Genomic DNA, 20041 nt, shown 5'->3' with positions numbered 1-20041 from the left:
ATTTGTTGTGCGAGTGTTTGCACTGCACTTGGTAATAGTCCTTCGATTTCTAAGTCAGCACGCTCTGCCAAGCTAAATGCTGTACCTTTGTTTAAGAAGGGATTATTTAAAATTGCTTTTCCTTTTTGAGTTGACATGGAATTCTTCCTCTCTGTTGACATTTTCGGTCAAAACAAGAGTCAAAATAGAATAACATGACCTTTCGAACAAAGAGTACTATATACCTTAAACAAAAAAAAAGAAACCAATCTGCTTCACAAATTTGTGAAAACTTGAAAATTGGTTTCTTTTTTTATGAAAAGAGAAGGATTATTTCGCTTTAACTAGAGTGTTAAAGGTTTCTTCATCATATTTTTTTATGAAAGCCGTTTTGATCAAACGCTCAGCTAATTGAGGATTACGTGCGAGTAACGGGCCGTGGAAATAAGAACCAAAGACATTTTTGTAGATGACGCCTTCTGTTTGATCCTCACCGTTATTGCCTTTTCCTTGAAGGACTTTTCCTAAAGCTTTTTCGCCTTTACCTAAAAATGTGCGTCCATTATGATTTTCAAAGCCATAATACGTTTCGTCAAACGTTTCATTATAGATTTTCACATCGCCGATAAAACGATTGTTTTCTTGGCTAATCGTATAGTGATCTAAAGCGCTGATGCCATGAATTTTTTCGCCCTTAGCACCGATATAGTAGTGACCAAGCATTTGATAGCCTCCACAAATCGCAAGTAGGACTTTTTCATTTTCGATATAACGCGTCAAGGCTTCTTTTTTAGTGGGGAGATCTTTGGCTACGATGACTTGCTCATAGTCTTGACCACCACCAAAAAAGACAAGGTCGAACGCGTTATCATCAAACGGTTCATGGATACTAACGACCGTTGAGTCAATGGTGATGCCAAGCTGTTTTCCAACATATTGGAGCATTAAAATATTTCCATTATCACCATAAGTATTTAGTAAATTCCCGTAGAGATGGGCGAGGTTCAAGCTGTAGTTACTCACCAGACATTCCTCCTTTGATGTAGCCTTTTTCAGCGAATTTTTTTCTAAGTTGTAAAACAGCGGTATACGTCGCTAAAATATAGACTTTATCTGTAGGCAAGTCTTTGATGCGATCCACGACAGCATCGATTTCTTTGACTTCAGTCAATTGTGTTTCATCGATACCTGCTACTTTTAGACGCAACGCCATATCTTGATGACGATCGCCACCAGCGATCACAGCCGGAATGTTCATCTGGGCAAATGCCTCATGATTACCATCCCAAATCCAACTGACATCGATCCCATCAGCATAATTGGCATTTAATAGACAAACGAGTGAGAAAGGCTCTGGTGTGAGTCCGATCATATCGATGACTTGGTTTAGGCCAACTGGATTTTTCACTAAAACGAGCGTACATTCTTTGTCGCCTACTTTGATGACTTCTTGGCGTCCAAAAACTTTCTCATCGTAAGCTAGCCCTGCTCGGATTTTTTCAGGAGCGACTTGATAATGTGAAGCCACAGCAGTTGCAGCAAGAGCATTGTAGATGTTATAAAGACCACCGACTTCTAATTGATACGCTTCGTTATCGATCACAAAGTTTGCTGTAGTATTGGTCATAGCGGTGAGTTCTGTTAAGCGATAAGTCAATTCAGGTCGTTTATAGTCGCAATGTGGACAATAGTATTTCCCTAAATTGGCATAGGTGATCATTTTATAATGTAAAATGTGTTCACAATGCGGGCATAAAACATTATCGGTATTGTAATGTGCCATTTGTTCGTGATCAGGTAAATGATCAAAACCATAATAGACTTGTTCGTTGACTGTTTTGATCGAATTAAAAATAGGCGCATCACCATTGGCTAAAATCAAAGCTTCAGGAGCGTTAGCGGCACCATCGACGATCATTTGATACGTCGTATAGATTTCGCCATAACGATCCATCTGATCACGAAAGATATTGGTAAAGACAAAAAGCTCAGGCTTTACATATTTCGTTACTTCACGTAAACTCGCTTCATCGATTTCTAAGACTGCGAATTTTTTTTGGCCTTTTTTGGGTTTGGCCGACAGAAACGTCGATACGATCCCTTGGACCATGTTTGCTCCAGTAGGGTTTGTCAAGACGTTATCGAACTCTTGTTTTAAGATATTCACGGTTAGCGCAGTGGTCAACGTTTTGCCGTTGGTTCCAGTGATCACTACGATTTGGTAATCTTTAGCTAAATGTGCTAAGACATTTGGATCAATTGAAAGAGCTAACTTTCCAGGTAAACTAGAACCGCCCTTGAAAAAGGTTTTTAACCCCCATTGAGAGGTGCGTCCTACAAAAGTCGCTACCATACTTTTTATTCCCATATACTCCTCCAACACATATTCATTCTAATCGTTTTTTTTACGAAACTAATCATACCATATTCTGAAATTAAAGCGGAATAGGATTTAGATTTCTTAAGGTTTCACTAATGACTTCATCGTTTTGTTTCGTTGACTAGCCGATAATAATTTTTTCAGTAGGATATTTATAGTTCAAATCACGTGTTTCTTTAGGAACGAACAATAATAAGGTATATAACATCCCGATTCGTCCGATAAACATCAAAAGGGCAATAATCAATTTACCGACATCCGTTAAATCTGACGTGATCCCTAATGATAATCCTGTAGTTCCAAAGGCAGAAGAAACTTCTACGATTAGAGAAATCAGCGGTAGATCTTCTGTCGCGCTTAAAAATAGCACACAAAAGAAGCACATGATCATCGAAAGCATAAAGACCGTGATCGATTTTTGGACATCATCATTGTCGATTCTGCGACCAAAGATATTGACATTACTTTCACCTTTTAAAAAAGAAAATAAATACAATCCGATGATGGCTACAGTAGTTGTCCGAATCCCACCACCGACTGAACTTGGACTACATCCGATAAACATCAAAAATGAAAAAACGATCAGTGTGGTGATCTGAAATTGGTTTAGATCATGGATCTGTAAACCCGCATTCCGAGTCGTCATCGAATAAAAAGCGCTGTTTAACACTTGTTTACCAAAGTTCATATGGATAAACAGGTGGTCTTTTTCTAATAAGAAAATGATCAATGTACCACCAAAAAATAAGATCACAAAAGCCAATAAGGCGATTTTCGTAAACAAAGAAAAGCGATAAGGCAATGTGTGGGATGTTTTTTTGGAAAAATGATACGCAATAAATTCACGCAGATCCATCAAGACTGGAAATCCGATTCCACCAATAAAAATCAAAAACATGATACTTAATAAAAAGATCGGATCGTTAGCAAAAGGCAAAATAGAATTGCCGGTCACATCAAAACCTGAATTGGTTACAGCAGAGATAGCTTGATAAAAACCATAAAAAATAGCATGGTACCAATCGGGATAATAATGGGCCAATTTGAAATAGACCGCAAAACTCAAACCAGCTAGAAATTGGATCACCAAAATCATGGTAAAAGTGATGCGAATCATCCGAACGATCCCGCTTAACTTGGGCTGATTCATATCCGTCATGATTAGCTGTCGTTGTTTTAAACTGATTTTACGTTTAGAGATAATCGCAAAAAACGTAGTGATCATCATAATCCCTAAACCACCGACTTGAAATAAGACTTCTAATAAAAGAATGCCGTTGTGATTAAACACATCCGTTAACGGGACCGTGGTCAGTCCAGTGACACTGACGGTGCTGATGGCTAGAAAGAACAAATCAATAAATTTGATATGCTGATCGGGTACTCGAAAGAATGGCAAGTAAAATAAAATTAACGCAACTGCTGTCATAATCAAGTAGTAAAAAACAATCAATTGAATAGAAGAAATATTTTTAGCAAAGAAATTTTGACTTTTACGCAAGGTGAGTTGCGATAAACGAGAAATATTCATAAGAAGGTGTGTCGAGCACTACCATTTCACTTCCTTTCGAAATCTAAGGTTGGCTTCATTATACCAAATAACTACTAGACGACTAGCAAAAGCCGGCTAATAGTTTCGAGTTTTCAAGGGCTATGCTATACTTTAGAAAAAGAATAGAAGTCATGGAGGCACATACGATGAAAAAATTCCTGCAAGAGTGGGGTATCATGATCGTTATCATCTTAGCTTTTCTTTCCTTAAGGTTATTCGTTTTTACGCCTGTATCGGTTAAAGGCCATTCGATGGATCCAACGCTAGCAGATGGACAAAAATTAATCGTTTATAAGCTAGCAAAAATCGAGCGATTTGATATCGTAACGACTAAAGAACCAGATGACGAAGATACGGTGGCGGTAAAACGTGTAATCGGTATGCCAGGTGATCATGTCGTCATGAAAGATGATCAATTGACGATCAACGATAAAGTATACGACGAAGCTTATTTAGATGCATTTAAGAAAAAATTTAGTGAAGACAAGTTACAAAGTGAGTATTCCTATAATGAGGTCTTCCAAAGTACAGCGGCTCAGGCTGAGACATTTACGAGTGATTTTGATGTTACTGTACCAGAAAATAGTTATTTTGTTTTAGGAGATGACCGATTGATCTCTAAAGATAGCCGTATCTTTGGAATGGTCGATAAAGAGTTGATCCAAGGTGAAGTGGTCTTGCGTTATTGGCCATTCAAAGAATTTAAAGTCTTTTAGACTTCTTAAAAGAGGCAGTGACGGATTTCGGTCACAGCCTCTTTTTTGTGATAGAAAAAATCTATCTTAAAGCCTAAAAATCCGTAGATTAGCATTGAAAAAACTGTTCTGTTACCCTTTGAGTGATAGAAAAAATCTATGGATAGAAATTTTGAAATAAAATCAAAATCGACTTTATTGACACTTGTAAACAACTGCACTAAAGTACGGTTATTGACATCTCCAAGTAAGGAGATCCAGTAAGCAATCCGAGGGGGAAAAACATGCGCTCAAAAAAGAAATGGCTTAGTTTAGGTTTAGTTACATTAGGTTTGGTATTAGCTGCTTGTGGAAATGGCGATAACACATCTTCTACAGCAAGTAATTCAGCTGCTAAATCCGATACGTTCACATATGCAATCAGTGGAGATCCAAGTTCGATCAATCCAATTAATACAAGTGATCGTTGGGGACTTACAGTTAGTAATATGATTTTTTCACCATTAGTAGCTATTGATGGCGATGGCAACATGAACAATGTATTAGCAGAATCAGTTGAACCTGCAGCTGATGGAAAATCAGTTACAGTAAAATTAAAATCTGGGATCAAATGGTCAGATGGACAACCTTTGACTGCTGATGATGTCGTCTTTACGTATACTGAAAAAGCGAAAAAAGAAAATGGAAATTCTGATAGTTTATGGATCGATGATCAACCGATTACGGCAAACAAAGTAGATGACCTAACAGTACGCTTTGATTTTCCAGTAGTTAGTGCAGCAGCAGTAAACAATATCATCACTGAAACGTTTATCATTCCACAACATGTTTATAAAGATGTTACTGATTTTTCTGTAAGTGAATTACCAGAAAAACCAGTTGGAACAGGTCCTTATCAATTGGTCGACTATAAACGTGGGGAATACTTACAATTTAAAGCCAATGAAAATTACTTTGGTGGAAAACCTTCAATTGAAAACGTGACATTGCGCATTACTCAAAGTACTGAAACAGCAAAAGTTGCGCTACAAAAAGGTGAAGTCGATGCAACTGTCGTATTACCTGCAGATATCCAAGATTTAGATACAAAACAAATCAAGGTATATCCATATAGCGAAAACCGTATTGGTTACATGGGAATGAATTCAAAATCTGAAGCTTTACAAGATGTGAAGGTCCGTCAAGCGGTTCTTTATGCCTTAAACAAAGATGAAATGAACAAAGCAGCGTATTTGGAAGAAAAATATTATGAAACACCATATTCATTCTTGCCACCAAATAATAAATACGCAACAGAAGATGTTGAAAAATACACAACAAATGATGAAAAAGCCAAAGCATTATTAAAAGAAGCTGGCGTATCTGATTTGAAATTAAACTTAGGATTTGATTCTTCCGATCCTGCCCAAACACTACAAGCAACATTGATCCAACAACAGTTGCAAAAAGTCGGGATCTCAGTCGAATTACAAGGTGGCGACAGTACTGCCTTATTTACTGAATTGAAAAAACCAGATTCAACGAAATACAACTTGTTCCTAGGTGGTTACATTATGGGGAACGATCCAGATCAATACGCACGTTTATTTAAAACGGGTGGTGCATCAAACTACTTCAAACTAGATAGTGAAGCAGTCGATACCTTATTTAATGAAGGTGCTGTTGAGCTTGATCAAACCAAACGTGAAGCGATCTATGATAAACTACAAGCAGAGATTGCCGACCAAGCGGTAATTTATCCAATCGTGGATAATAAAAAGATTTTAGCAGCAACAGATCGTCTAGGTGGGATCGAAGAAGCCAAATTGGTTCCGATCTATACCTTTGAAGATATGGGTAAATTAACGCTAAAATAACGTAAGCTGGGCTGTGTGAAGACTCCTTTACACAGCCTTTTTTTGATTGAACAAACAGAAAGGAAAGTGAGTATATGTTACGATTTATCGGAAAACGGCTATTACAGGCTATTCCACTATTATTTGTGATTTCGTTTATCGTGTTTTCACTGATTCATTTGGCACCGTATGATGTCATCGATTCGATTACCACGCCAAATATGTCACAAGCGCAAATTGATGTCTTAAGAGAGAAATACGGATTGAATGATCCGTTTCTTGTACAATATTTTTCATGGTTAAAACAAATTTTTCATGGTGATTTTGGGTATTCACTTGCTTCAAGACACAGTATCGCGCAAGATCTAGCCACACGCATCCCAAATACGATGCGTTTAGTATTGCCAGCTTATGTCACAGCCTTGATCTTAGCGATTATCTTTGGGTTAGTTGCGGCAGCAAATAAAGGAAAATGGATCGATCGTATCATCGATGGCTTAGCTTCTTTAGGTCTAGCTGTTCCAGCTTTTTTCTTTGCGATGATCTTGATCTATTTCTTTGGGTATAAATTAAATTGGTTTCCGATCATTGGGATGTACACAGTGGGGCAAGAAGGGAATCTATCCAATTACTTGTCACATTTCATCTTGCCTTATACGACTTTGACCGTTGTCTTTTTACCAGAATTACTTCGCTATATCCGCTCTTCTGCTGTGGAACAAGTATCAGAAGACTATGTGATGGTACAAAAAGCATTCCATGCGACTAAAGGCGAGATTTTCCGCCGCCATATTAGCCGTAATGTCATGATTCCAGTTGTCACACAAATTGGGATGGCTTTACCGATGCTTGTGACTGGTGCGATCATTACCGAAACGATTTTTGGATGGCCCGGAGTTGGACCGTATCTAATGAGTGCAACGAAAAGTTTAGACTATCCTGTGATCATGGCTGTGATGTTGTTTTCTGCAACGTTAGTGATTGTTGGGAATCTTTTAGCAGACGTCTTATACTCGATCGTTGATCCTAGAATTCGTAAAGGAGGACAAGCGAAATGAAGACGCTCAAATTAATCATCAAACAAATTTTTCAACAACCGCTTTATGCATTCTCATTTATCTTTTTAGTTGCTTTGATTTTCTTATCATTGATCGCGCCATTACTTCCGATCGATCCTACGTTAACCGATGTTACCCAAATGTCTCAAGGTCCAAGTTTAAAACATTTATTTGGAACAGACGAAGTCGGACGTGATTACTTTATTCGCGTACTTTACGGTGGTCGAGTTTCGTTATTAGTTGGGGTATCTGCGATGTTGGCTGCAACGTTTATTGGCACAGTTGTAGGACTGGTTACAGGGTATTTTGGTGGGATCGTAGATAGTATTTTGATGCGTGTCGTCGATGTGCTATCAGCTATTCCATGGTTGGTTTTAGTCATCGTTTTAAGTGTATTCTTAAAACCAGGCCTTTCAACGATCATTATCGTGATTGGAGGATTTTCGTGGATGAGCATCGCACGTTTGATCCGTGCCGAAACGATGTCTGCCAAAGAACGTGAATACGTTTCATATGGGCAATTTATCGGACAAAAGCCTTTACGTATTATGTTTCGCCATGTCTTACCTTCTGTCTTACCGACATTGATCATTGCAGCAACGACAAGTATTTCCGGTGCGATCATGACAGAATCCGCGTTGAGTTTCTTAGGTTTAGGGATCCAACAACCGATGTCTTCGTGGGGAAGTTTATTACAAAACGCTCAAAGTAGTCTACAACGTACACCATATATGGCAATTTTACCTGGATTGTTTATCGTCTTTACGATTTACTCCTTTAATAATTTAGGTGATTTAGTTAAAACAATTTTACAAGGGGAGGTGGAGTAGATGTCAGAGTTACTAAAAGTCGAGGGATTAAGCGTGACCTATCATCCAAAAAAAGGTGATGCGCAACCAATCGTCTATCCGCTGTCTCTTTCTGTCCCTAAGGGTAAGGTCATCGGCGTTGTAGGTGAATCTGGAAGTGGAAAAAGTATGACGATGAAAAGTTTGCTAAATCTATTGCCAGAGCGAGTCACAGCGACGATCGACACCTTTACTTTTGCAGGGAAGACAGTGGATACAAAAGAGATCTTACCTATCTCGATGATTTTTCAAGATCCAATGACTTCATTAAATCCCTTACGAACGATCGGGTATCATTTGATCGAAGTTGTCCGTCGAGCGCAAAAATGTTCGAAAAAAGAAGCTAATGCATTGGCGATCGCTGAACTAGCTAAAGTTGGGATTCCGCTACCTGAAAAACGGATGAAACAATATCCTCATGAATTATCCGGTGGGATGCGTCAACGGGTCATGATCGCGATGGCGCTACTTGTCAAACCAAAATTATTGATCGCAGATGAACCAACGACTGCACTGGACGTAACGATCCAAGCGCAGATTTTGGCTTTGATCCGTCAACTACAGCAAGAAGAAGATTTAGCTGTCTTATTGGTCACCCATGATTTTGGGGTGGTGGCTGGAATGTGTGATTATATCAAGGTTATGTATCGTGGACGGATCGTGGAAGAAGGAAGTGCTGAAGATATTTTCTACCATGCTCAGCATCCTTATACAAAGCAATTACTAGCAGCAGCTCATTTGGGCGATAAAAATGAAACCGCAGCGGTACAGTTGACGGAATTTACGGTGTCTGATACGCCACAAAGGGTATCTGAGACGCATCGTGTTTGGTTAGGAGGTTCAATAGATGACAACACCCTTGATTGAAGTAAAACAAGCAAATAAAGTATTCAAATCAAAGAATTGGCGCGGACAAGTGACAGAAGTCCAAGCAGTTGATAATATCAGTTTGACCATCTTTGAGGGGGAAACATTAGGACTAGTGGGTGAGTCTGGTAGTGGGAAGACGACATTTGGTCGTGGTGTCTTGCAATTAGAACCATTTACGAGTGGTACGGTCGTGTTTGATGGGATCGATCTCGCCAACACCACAAAAGCCGAACGTGCAAAATTAGCACAAGAAATGCAGATCATTTTTCAAGATCCTTATTCAGCTTTAAATCCAAAATTGAGTGCTTTGGAGTTAGTGATGGAACCTTTATTTCGTGAAGACCAAACACAAGCCAAAGAAAAAGCAAGTCGTATTTTAGAAATGGTGGGCATTACTGGAGATGCGCAACATAAATTACCACGAGCCTTTAGTGGTGGGCAGCGTCAACGCATCGGGATTGCGCGTGCTGTCGTCAGCCAACCGAAATTTATTTTATGTGATGAACCCACTTCCGCGTTAGATGTTTCGATCCAAGCGCAGATCATGGAATTACTGATCCAATTACAAAAAGAGTTCGGTTTATCGTATTTATTTATTTCGCATGATTTATCTGTGATTCGCCATATCTCAGATCGTATTGCAGTAATGTACCAAGGAAAATTAGTCGAATTGGCTCCGACTGAAGAACTATTTTCTCATCCAGAACACGCCTATACGAAAAAATTGCTTCGTGCTGCACCTGTAGCAGATCCTAAAATCGCACGCGAGCAATTGAATCAAATCAAGCAAGATGAAACGATCACGTTAGATCCTGAAGCGACTTTAATAGAAGTACGTCCAGGGCATTTTGTAAGGAGAGATGGAAAATGAGTAAACATGAGTTAACGATCATTAAAGGAACAGAAAAGTTTGAATTAGCGGCTCCTGATAAAAATTGGATCTTAGCCTATGAAGAAGGATACTCACCTGTGCAAATGTTAGCCAGCGCTGCAGGCGCATGTGGAGGCTACGTCTATTCTAGTATTTTAGAGAATTCTAAAATTCCTTTTGAATTCAAAAAAATCGAATTGAGCTATACGCGCGATGAAACGAAGAAGGCAGAACCATTAGCTTCAATCACGATGGTATTTCATGTCATCGTTGCTTCAAAATATCAAGAACGTGCTGAAAAATGTTTACGACTAGTGAGTGCAAATTGTCCGGTGATCCAGTCATTAGATCCAACAATCGAAATTCATGAGAGCGTGGTTTTTGCTTAATTTTCAAGGGATGTGACAGGCTTCTGTCACATCCTATTTTTGAATACGATTTAGTTTAGCAAATAGACGCATTATGCTATACTATAGGTGAAAATTTGAGGAACGATTAAAGTGAAAGCGAGGCGATTTCAATGAAAAAACCCGTTTCATTATTGATTGGGATGGGAATGTTATGTTTAGGTGGAACGCTAGTTGATGCCGACGATCTATCAAAAAATCGTAGTCAAAGTCGTATAGCACAATCGACGAGTCAAACAGTGAAACCCAAGACAGTGGCGCAAGTCCAAACGGAAGTGTCGAATCAAGTCTTCACACAAATCAGTCAGTATCGTAAAAGCCGCGGACTAGCTGGTCTGCGTACACAACCCGCTTTACAAAAAGCCGCGAATCAACGGGCAAATGAACTCTTTGTCAAATTCTCTCATACTAGACCAAATGGACGTAGTGGTCTAGCAACACCGAGTGATTATGGTTACAAAGGGATTCCTTTTGTTGAAAATCTCGGGTTTACTTACTATGGCAAGTCACTAGAATGGTATCGAGTAAATGGCGCTAAAACGATCATGCAAGGGTGGATCAATTCGCCAGGACACAATAAAAACCTCCTAAATCGTCAACCAACAGAAGGTGCAGTCGGAATCGCTTTTAAAAAAGTAGGCACGGATCGTTATGATATGACGTTTAGTTATCTAGGTGGATTACAACGAAGTGAATATAAAAAATGAATAAACAGTATTCCTAAAATAGTTCTTTTAACAATAAGCCGAATCATTATCGAGATATGCCAAGCTATTATCGGATTGATTTGGCTTCTTTCTTTGCGCTGCCAACTTTTTCACTGTCTTTTTTTGTTAGAAACATAAAAATTTCGAAGAACTTTTCAGATGACTGTAAAAAATCACCAATTTCAAGTATAATACCAAAGAAGTCAATGAAGGGATCGGGACAAAAATGGCACAACTATTTTTTAAATATGGCGCAATGAACAGTGGAAAATCGATTGAGATTTTAAAAGTAGCACATAATTATGAAGAACAAGACAAACCAGTCGTGTTGATGACAAGTGGGTTAGATACTCGTGCCGGTGTGGGCAATGTGTCCAGTCGGATCGGATTAGAGCAAAAAGCGATTCCGATTTTTACCGAGACAGATATTTTGGCTACGATTCAAGCGTTAGCATTTGAACCGTATTGCATTTTAATCGATGAAGCACAATTTTTACAAAAACATCACGTCTTAGCCTTGACGAAAGTCGTGGATCAACTCAATATTCCAGTTATGGCGTTTGGCTTGAAAAATGATTTTCGTAATGAACTATTCGAAGGATCAAAATATTTATTGCTTTATGCGGATAAAATCGAAGAAATGAAAACGATCTGCTGGTTTTGTCATAAAAAAGCGATCATGAACTTACATTATATCGATGGACAGCCTGTTTATGAAGGGGATCAAGTTCAAATCGGCGGCAATGAGGCTTACTTTCCAGTCTGTCGCCACCACTATTTCCACCCAAAAATGAAAACAAATTAAAGGAGAACCGATATGTACGATCAGTTACAATCAATTGAAGACCGTTACGAAGAATTAGGAGAGTTACTTAGCGATCCCGAAGTGGTTTCGGATACGAAGCGTTTTATGGAATTATCTAAAGAAGAAGCCAATACGCGTGAAACAGTCGCAACTTACCGTCGTTACAAAGAAGTTGTGACGGGGATTTCTGATGCTGAAGAGATGCTTGGTGAAAATTTAGATGCTGAGATGGCGGAACTCGCTAAAGAAGAACTTTCAGATCTAAAAAAAGAAAAAGAAACCTTAGAAGAACAAATCAAAATCCTATTGTTACCAAAAGATCCTAACGATGATAAAAACATTATCATGGAGATCCGTGGAGCAGCAGGTGGGGATGAAGCAGCATTGTTTGCAGGAGACCTGTTTACCATGTATCAACGTTATGCTGAAGCTCAAGGTTGGAAAACAGAAGTGATGGAAGCTAACGTGACGGGGATTGGCGGCTATAAAGAAGTCATCATGATGATCTCTGGTGAGAATGTCTTTTCTAAATTGAAATACGAAAGTGGCGCACATCGTGTACAACGTGTTCCTTCGACGGAATCACAAGGTCGGATCCATACGTCAACGGCAACAGTCGTGATCATGCCTGAAGCCCCTGAAGTAGAACTCGATATTGCCGATAAAGATATTCGTACGGATATCTATCATGCTTCAGGTGCTGGTGGTCAGCACGTCAACAAAACGGCTTCTGCGGTACGTTTGACTCACTTGCCAACAGGTGTTGTCGTGGCCATGCAAGATGAGCGTTCACAGCTTAAAAATCGTGAGAAAGCGATGAAAGTTTTACGTGCGCGCGTGTATGACAAATTGCAACAAGAAGCGCAAAGTGAATACGATGCAAACCGTAAATCCGCAGTCGGTACCGGAGATCGTTCAGAACGTATCCGTACGTATAACTTCCCACAAAACCGTGTCACAGATCATCGTATTGGACTTACGATCCAAAAATTAGATCAAATCTTGGCTGGTAAATTAGATGAAATCGTCGATGCATTGATCGTATATGATCAAACATCAAAATTAGAAGAGTTGCAAAATGGATAAAACGTATCGTCAACTGATACAAGAAGCAACACGAACGCTTGAAGCGCATGGCAAAGAAGGCTATGCGATTCAAGCTGTTTTCTTAAGACGTAAAGAATGGGATAAGACACAGTTCTTACTCAATCTCGATCAACTTGCTTCTAATGAAGATCAAGCACAAGTTGCGGCTGATCTGGACCAGTTATTGGCCGATTATCCACCACAGTATCTAACGGGTGTCGAAGAGTTTTACGGGCGCTTGTTCCAAGTCACCGAGGATACGTTGATTCCTAGACCAGAAACTGAAGAATTAGTCGAATTATGTTTAGCGTTTAGCGATACTAAAAAAGCATTGAATGTGATTGATATTGGTACTGGGACAGGAGCAATCGCGATCAGTCTGAAAGCACAAGCTCCAAAATGGCAAGTCCACGCAAGTGATCTGTCTTTTGAAGCGTTGGCCGTGGCCGAAGAAAATGCCAAGCGTTTGCACCAAACAATCGTTTTTCATCAAGGAGATACCTTAGAACCAGTCTTAGATCAGCAGTTTGATATTATTATTTCAAATCCACCTTATATCGCGAAATCAGAGTGGGAAGTGATGGATGCAAGTGTCCGCTTGTTTGAGCCTAAAATGGCTTTGTTTGCTCCAAACGATGGGTTAGCGATCTATGAAAAACTTGCGCAATCTGCACCACATTGTTTAGCACCAGATGGTAAGTTATTTTTAGAAATTGGCTATCTCCAAAAAGAAGCTGTTCTCGAGATGTTTCAAGCAGCTTTTCCCAATAAAAAAGTAGAAGCGAAAAAAGATCTGTTCGGCAATGATCGAATGATTGTCGTTTATTAAGAAAAGGAAGTGTTTTTACAGTGGAAACTAAACGATTTACCAGTGATACACTGTCACAAGCAGCAACAGCATTAAAAGAAGGACAACTGGTGGCGTTTCCCACTGAAACAGTTTATGGATTAGGGGCAAATGCCTTAGACGAAACGGCTGTGAAACAAGTGTTTCAAGTAAAAGGACGTCCAAGCGATAATCCATTGATCGTGCATGTCACTGGATTAGAGCAAGTACGTGATTATGTTTCAGAGATGCATCCATTGACACAAGCAGTAGTCGATGCCTATTGGCCCGGACCACTAACGATCATTCTTCCAATCAAAGAAGGAGCTTTTTCATCTGTAGTAACAGGTGGATTAAAGACAGTCGCTTTTCGAATGCCTGATCATCCTCTGACGCTTGCCTTGATCAAAGCAGCAGGTGTACCGATCGTAGGGCCAAGCGCGAATCTTTCAGGCACACCAAGTCCTACAACGGCTGACCATGTCTTGCATGATTTTACAAATAAAATTGCTGGCGTATTAGACGGTGGTGCAACCAAAATCGGAGTAGAGTCAACGGTGATCGATTTAAGCGATGCGACCAGTACACCGGTCATTTTAAGACCAGGGGCAATCACAGGTGAGATGTTAAGTGATACCACACATATGAACATTACGAATGAACCTGTTGCACTAAAAGGGACAGAAGCGCCTAAAGCGCCAGGTATGAAGTATAAACACTATTCGCCACAAACGAAAGTGATCATGGTAGATTCACATGACTTCGATCAATTGAGTGCGTATTTGAATGAAAAAGAAATTCGTGCAGGGATTATAGCAGGACCCACAGCCGCCGCTAAGGTTCGCATGGAAGCTGGTGCGATCTTTATGTATCAAAATGATACAGTAGAAGCAGCCACCAAAGGCTTGTTTTCTGGTCTGCGTGCATTAGATGAATGTCAGGCTGATTTGGATGTGATTTTCGTCGAAACAAAAGAAGAGCATGGTTTAGGCTATGCCTATATGAATCGCTTGAAAAAAGCTGCGGACCAACAGAAATTTACGAACAATTAGCAAATAAACAAAACAAAATTGAAAAGAAAAGTAGCTTCACAAAAATAAGCTATGTTACAATTCACGTACTATGAAAAAGGAGTGTGCCATATCATGGATTATCAAGCATTTGACCCGGAATTATTTCAAGCGATCGAAAAAGAAGGTGTTCGTCAGCAACATAATTTAGAACTAATCGCTTCAGAAAACATTGTCTCTGAAGGTGTTCTTGCAGCACAAGGAAGTATCTTGACTAACAAATACGCTGAAGGGTACCCTGGACGTCGTTACTACGGTGGTTGTGAATTTGTTGATGTTATTGAAAACCTAGCGATCGATCGCGCAAAAGCATTATTCGGTGCAGAATTTGCGAATGTTCAACCGCATTCTGGCTCACAAGCAAATGCCGCTGCTTATCTGTCATTGATCGAAGAAGGAGATACTGTTTTAGGAATGGATCTTGCCGCTGGTGGGCATTTAACGCATGGATCTCCAGTCAATTTCAGTGGGAAAACCTATCACTTCATCAGTTATGGTGTGGATCCTTCAACTGAAGATCTTGATTATGAAGTGATTCGTATTTTAGCACGTAAACATCAACCAAAATTGATTGTAGCAGGCGCAAGCGCATATTCTCGAACAATCGACTTTGCGCGTTTTCGTGAGATCGCCGATGAAGTCGGTGCAAAATTAATGGTCGATATGGCACATATCGCAGGTCTTGTGGCAGCTGGACTTCATCCAAATCCAGTGCCTTATGCTGATATTACAACAACGACGACCCATAAAACATTGCGTGGTCCTCGTGGAGGCATGATCTTGACAAATGATGAAGCCTTAGCGAAAAAAATCAACAGCAACGTTTTTCCTGGAATTCAAGGTGGACCATTAGAGCACGTAATTGCCGCAAAAGCAGTAGCATTTAAAGAAGCACTAGATGAGTCATTTAAAGATTATGCACAACAAGTCATCGACAATGCACAAGCAATGGCTAAAGTCTTTAACCAAGCACCAAAAGCTCGCTTAGTTTCAGGCGCTACAGATAACCATCTTGTCTTGATCGATGTGCGTGGTTTTGATTTGAATGGTAAAGAAGCCGAACAATTATTAGATACTGTAAATATCACAGTTAATAAAAATTCGATTCCTTTTGAAACATTGAGTCCATTCAAAACAAGCGGTATCCGTATTGGAACACCGGCTATCACAAGTCGTGGATTTAAAGCAGAAGATGCGACAAAAGTGGCTGAATTGATCGTGAAAGTCTTAGAAAATAAAGACGATGCTGATGTTTTACAAGCTGTAAAACAAGAAGTGCGCACGCTAACAGATCGCTACCCATTGTACAAGTAAGCCAAATCGTAAAAAAAGAGCGAAGAATTTTAGGATTCTGCCGCTCTTTTTTTGTTTTTGTGGTATAGTAGAAAACGGTAAAATTCTTTGCGTGATGACAAGAGATGTTTTACAATAAAAGAAAACCAAAGGAGAATTCATATGGGTAAATTTCAAGTAATCGATCATCCGTTGATCCAACACAAATTAACGATCATTCGTGATAAAGACTGTGGTACGAAAGTATTTCGTGAGGTCGTAGATGAGATTGCGATGTTAATGGCTTACGAGATTTCACGTGATATGCCAGTTGAGGATGTTGAGATCGATACACCGATCGTGCGTTCAACACAAAAAACGTTATCAGGTAAAAAAGTTGCGATCATTCCAATCTTACGTGCAGGTATCGGAATGGTAGATGGGATCTTACAATTGATTCCAGCAGCTAAAGTCGGTCATATCGGAATGTATCGTGATGAAGAAACGTTGATCCCACATGAGTACTTTGTAAAATTACCAGATGATATCGATAGTCGTCAATTACTTGTTGTCGATCCAATGTTAGCAACTGGTGGTTCTGCGATCATGGCTATCGACTCACTAAAACAACGTGGTGCATCAAATATCAAATTTGTTTGTCTTGTAGCTGCACCTGAAGGGGTTAAAGCATTACAAGATGCTCACCCAGATGAGGATATTTATGTCGCAGCACTTGATGAAAAACTAAATGAAGATGGCTACATCGTTCCTGGTCTAGGCGATGCTGGCGACCGTTTATTTGGTACAAAATAATAATCATAAACTATCGCAGTTGTTGCGATAGTTTCTTTTTTTGAAGGGAAGAAATACAGATGGTCAAAACAGTGATCTTAGCGGAAAAACCTAGTCAGGCACAAGCATATGCCCAAGCCTTTAAACAATCTAGCAAAAAAGATGGCTACTTTGAAATTACCGATCCTTTATTTTCTGGCCCTACTGTCATTACCTTTGGCTTTGGTCATTTAGTCGAATTAGCGCAGCCAGGCGAATACGCTGAAAAATGGCAAAAATGGTCATTACACACGTTACCGATTTTTCCACAAGAATATCGTTTCCAAGTCGCCGATTCAAAAAAGAAGCAATTTCATATCGTTGAGCGCTTGTTACAGCGAGCAGATGTGATCATTGTGGCAACCGATAGCGATCGTGAAGGGGAGAACATCGCGTGGTCGATCATCCATCAAGCCCAAGCTTTTTCAGAAGAAAAAACGTACCAACGCTTGTGGATTAACTCGATGGAAAAAGATGTCATCTATAAAGGATTTCAAGAATTAAGATCTGGTATGGATTATTATCCGTTTTATAAGGAAGCTCAAACCAGACAGATCGCGGATTGGTTGATTGGGATGAATGGCAGTCAGTTATATACGTTATCGTTACAAAAACGAGGGATCTCAGGTGTCTTTTCGATTGGTCGGGTGCAAACACCGACACTTGCGATCGTGCATAAGCGCCAAAAGGAAATCGAAAACTTTAAACCAGAACCTTTTTTTGAATTAGATGCCAAGGTCCAAGCAGAAAATGGTGAATTCATCGCCCATTTAGATCCGCACCAACGATTTAAAACGAAAGAAGAAGCGCAAGACTATTTGCGAAAAGTTGCGATCGAGCCGCCTCACACTACAGGTAAGATTACCAAAGTGGAAAAAAAGAAAAAGAAAACACCAAGTCCGTTATTGTTTTCACTTAGTAGTCTACAATCAAAAATCAACCAGATCTACAAAGCAAGTGCAAGCCAAACGCTAGAAGCTGTTCAAAAATTATATGAAGCGAAACTCTTAACGTATCCCAGAACAGATACACCGTTTATTACTAATAATGAATTTTCGTATCTTGTAGCACAACTCGAAAAATATACTCGCTTTCTAGGGTATCAAGGGGAACTACCACAGCAAAAGGCACGTAAACGCTACGTAGATGATAAAAAAGTCCAAGAGCATCACGCGATCATTCCGACTAAACAAGTTCCTACAGCAGAACGTTTTGCACGTTTACCTCAATTGCAACAACAGATCTATCAGTTGGTGATGCAAACGACGATCGCGATGTTTGCTCCAGATTATACCTATGAAGAAACGGTGATCCATACAGCTTTTGAACAAGCAAATTTCAAAGCGATCGGTAAAGTACCTTTAGAAGAAGGATGGAAAGTGTTGTTTCCTAAAAGTAAAAAACAACAGACAAAAGAAGAAGATTTATTGCCTAAAGTTGGAGTCGATGAAGCTGTTTCTGGAGAGATTTTATTTGTTGAAAAGAAAACGCAAGCGCCTAAACCATTTACAGAAGGTACGCTTTTGACCGCGATGAAAACAGCGAATAAACAAGTTGAAGACGAAGAGGCTAGCCAGATCTTAAAAGAGATCGAAGGGATCGGGACAGAAGCGACTAGAGCAAGTATCATTGAAACTCTAAAGCACAAGGAATACATTCGTTTAGAAAAAAATCAATTGATCGTCACCAAAAAAGGTGCGCTTTTAAGTGAAGCTCTTGGAAACGATTCTTTACTTGCAAGTGCCGAAATGACGGCAAAGTGGGAGCGTTACTTAAAAAAAATCGGTCAACAAACAGGATCACAAGAAAATTTCTTAGCGAATATCCAAAAGTTTATTTTGCATCTATTGCAAACTGTCCCAAATGAAATCGCACAATTACAGGTGAATACAGCTGATTTTATTCCCAAACCAACGGGTAAAGTCATTGGAAAATGTCCACGCTGTCAACACGAACTCGTCGAAAAAAAAGGCTTCTATGGCTGTATCGCGTATCCGAATTGTCGCTTTACGCTCTCGACACATTTTCGACAAAAAAAATTGACCAAAAAAAATATCGAAGAGCTACTAGCTGGAAATGAAACACTGGTCACAGGAATCAAAACAGAAGAAAAAACAACGTATCAAATCAAGATACGTTGTAATGAAAAAGGCTATCTAAATCCTGTTAGTCAAGCTGAGACGACCTAGATCATCTAGGTCGTTTTTTTTATTCTGTAAATTCAAATTCAAGTTGAATGTCAGGATCAAGGGGTTTTAAAAGTGTCTGATAGTAATTTTTAGCAGATTCATTGAGTTGTTTGGTGTATTGTGAAAGATATTTTTCTTGAACACTATTTGATAGTGTTTTTGCAACAATCTCACCAGTGTCGACATCTTTTGTCGAATAGCTTAACAGTTCGCCTTGTGAATCGTATAGTTCGTAAGGTTTATCCGGATCGAGCTCGATACCGATCACTTCGTATTTTGGCAAAGTGATTTTATATGCATGTTCAGAGATTTCTTCGATTTTAGCCGGAGCTTTGATTCCCAACTTTGCTTGATAGTTCAAGATGATCAATGCTTTTTTCTCTGAAAATGGAATTCCGATTTTTGTCCAAGGGATCGTTGTATTATTGGTTTTGGTTTCGACGTGTTCGATTCCAACATTTAAGAAGACTTGTTCGTTCACCTCTTCAATATATTTTACGACGGATTGTGATGAAGAAATTGAAGTACCAGAAGAGCTGCGTAAAAAGAATACCCCCACTAAGGCTATCAAAGCGAGGAGTAAGATGATCCATAAATAAAGTTTAAACCCTAAGATTTTTTTGAATACCTTCATTTTGTACCACCTTTTTTAAAGAAGAAAGCCGCGAGTGCTCCAATTAAAATCGCTAAAAAAGGATTTAAAAAGAATAAGATAAAAACGACGAGTAGTGTAGCAAGAATACTGATTTTTTTCATTGAG

Annotated in this window: 20 protein-coding genes; 15 read left to right on the top strand and 5 right to left on the bottom strand. The window is 39.4% G+C overall.

Annotated features, from left to right (window positions below; translation table 11 throughout):
* Positions 1-309: 309 nt before the first annotated feature.
* From QZ413_RS08865 to QZ413_RS08855, 3 genes are all read right to left on the bottom strand, one after another.
* Positions 310-1002, bottom strand: a complete 693-nt coding sequence (locus QZ413_RS08865; protein WP_297079390.1) for a type 1 glutamine amidotransferase — start codon at positions 1000-1002, stop codon at positions 310-312.
* Positions 995-2347 (bottom strand): Mur ligase family protein, encoded by a 1353-nt coding sequence (locus tag QZ413_RS08860; RefSeq protein WP_297079388.1) that lies wholly within the window; start codon positions 2345-2347, stop codon positions 995-997. Before QZ413_RS08860 ends, QZ413_RS08865 begins: the two co-directional genes overlap by 8 nt.
* A 133-nt stretch (positions 2348-2480) precedes the next feature.
* A complete protein-coding gene (locus QZ413_RS08855) occupies positions 2481-3890 on the bottom strand; it encodes a TrkH family potassium uptake protein (protein WP_297079386.1) in 1410 nt (469 codons plus the stop codon).
* 167 nt (positions 3891-4057) lie between these two features.
* Here QZ413_RS08855 and lepB point away from each other — a divergent pair, with 167 nt between their 5' ends.
* The 15 genes from lepB (at position 4058) to QZ413_RS08780 (ending at position 19281) form a co-directional block, all read left to right on the top strand.
* Entirely contained in the window at positions 4058-4627 is a 570-nt protein-coding gene (gene lepB / locus QZ413_RS08850) for a signal peptidase I (RefSeq protein ID WP_297079384.1), read from the top strand.
* 263 nt (positions 4628-4890) lie between these two features.
* Entirely contained in the window at positions 4891-6462 is a 1572-nt protein-coding gene (locus QZ413_RS08845; RefSeq protein WP_297079383.1) for an ABC transporter substrate-binding protein, read from the top strand.
* A 74-nt stretch (positions 6463-6536) separates the two neighbouring features.
* Complete coding sequence (locus QZ413_RS08840; RefSeq protein WP_297079381.1) at positions 6537-7499, top strand: ABC transporter permease; 963 nt, start codon at positions 6537-6539, stop codon at positions 7497-7499.
* On the top strand, positions 7496-8329 hold the full coding sequence (locus QZ413_RS08835) for an ABC transporter permease (RefSeq protein ID WP_297079380.1): 834 nt from the start codon (positions 7496-7498) through the stop codon (positions 8327-8329). Before QZ413_RS08840 ends, QZ413_RS08835 begins: the two co-directional genes overlap by 4 nt.
* Positions 8330-9214 carry an ABC transporter ATP-binding protein gene (locus QZ413_RS08830; protein ID WP_297079378.1) on the top strand — a complete coding sequence of 295 codons (885 nt, stop codon included), beginning with the start codon at positions 8330-8332 and terminating at the stop codon, positions 9212-9214. It abuts the gene before it with no gap.
* Positions 9195-10088 (top strand): ATP-binding cassette domain-containing protein, encoded by an 894-nt coding sequence (locus QZ413_RS08825; RefSeq protein ID WP_297079376.1) that lies wholly within the window; start codon positions 9195-9197, stop codon positions 10086-10088. The genes QZ413_RS08830 and QZ413_RS08825 overlap by 20 nt, the downstream gene beginning before the upstream one ends.
* A complete protein-coding gene (locus tag QZ413_RS08820) occupies positions 10085-10477 on the top strand; it encodes an OsmC family protein (RefSeq protein WP_297079375.1) in 393 nt (130 codons plus the stop codon). The genes QZ413_RS08825 and QZ413_RS08820 overlap by 4 nt, the downstream gene beginning before the upstream one ends.
* Positions 10478-10608: 131 nt before the next feature.
* Positions 10609-11202, top strand: a complete 594-nt coding sequence (locus tag QZ413_RS08815; RefSeq protein WP_297079373.1) for a CAP domain-containing protein — start codon at positions 10609-10611, stop codon at positions 11200-11202.
* 226 nt (positions 11203-11428) lie between these two features.
* A complete protein-coding gene (locus tag QZ413_RS08810) occupies positions 11429-12007 on the top strand; it encodes a thymidine kinase (RefSeq protein WP_297079371.1) in 579 nt (192 codons plus the stop codon).
* 12 nt (positions 12008-12019) lie between these two features.
* A complete protein-coding gene (gene prfA / locus QZ413_RS08805) occupies positions 12020-13093 on the top strand; it encodes a peptide chain release factor 1 (protein ID WP_297079369.1) in 1074 nt (357 codons plus the stop codon).
* Positions 13086-13922 (top strand): peptide chain release factor N(5)-glutamine methyltransferase, encoded by an 837-nt coding sequence (prmC, locus tag QZ413_RS08800; RefSeq protein ID WP_297079367.1) that lies wholly within the window; start codon positions 13086-13088, stop codon positions 13920-13922. Before prfA ends, prmC begins: the two co-directional genes overlap by 8 nt.
* Before the next feature lie 20 nt (positions 13923-13942).
* Positions 13943-14971, top strand: coding sequence for an L-threonylcarbamoyladenylate synthase (locus tag QZ413_RS08795; protein ID WP_297079364.1), 1029 nt, complete (start codon positions 13943-13945; stop codon positions 14969-14971).
* 93 nt (positions 14972-15064) lie between these two features.
* Entirely contained in the window at positions 15065-16303 is a 1239-nt protein-coding gene (gene glyA, locus QZ413_RS08790) for a serine hydroxymethyltransferase (RefSeq protein ID WP_297079362.1), read from the top strand.
* Positions 16304-16444: 141 nt separating this feature from the next.
* Complete coding sequence (upp, locus tag QZ413_RS08785) at positions 16445-17074, top strand: uracil phosphoribosyltransferase (RefSeq protein ID WP_297079360.1); 630 nt, start codon at positions 16445-16447, stop codon at positions 17072-17074.
* Between the two features lie 59 nt (positions 17075-17133).
* Positions 17134-19281 (top strand): DNA topoisomerase 3, encoded by a 2148-nt coding sequence (locus QZ413_RS08780; RefSeq protein WP_297079358.1) that lies wholly within the window; start codon positions 17134-17136, stop codon positions 19279-19281.
* A 19-nt stretch (positions 19282-19300) separates the two neighbouring features.
* On the opposite strand, the gene QZ413_RS08775 is transcribed toward QZ413_RS08780, so the two are convergent.
* Together QZ413_RS08775 and QZ413_RS08770 are read right to left on the bottom strand one after the other, a co-directional pair.
* A complete protein-coding gene (locus tag QZ413_RS08775) occupies positions 19301-19915 on the bottom strand; it encodes a DUF4230 domain-containing protein (protein ID WP_297079356.1) in 615 nt (204 codons plus the stop codon).
* On the bottom strand, positions 19912-20037 hold the full coding sequence (locus QZ413_RS08770; RefSeq protein ID WP_297079354.1) for a hypothetical protein: 126 nt from the start codon (positions 20035-20037) through the stop codon (positions 19912-19914). Before QZ413_RS08770 ends, QZ413_RS08775 begins: the two co-directional genes overlap by 4 nt.
* Between the last annotated feature and the right edge of the window lie 4 nt (positions 20038-20041).

Source organism: uncultured Enterococcus sp., from assembly GCF_913775425.1.
Taxonomy (GTDB): domain Bacteria; phylum Bacillota; class Bacilli; order Lactobacillales; family Enterococcaceae; genus Enterococcus_G.
Note: the sequence above shows the minus strand (reverse complement) of the source record. Positions and strands in the feature narration are given on the sequence as shown.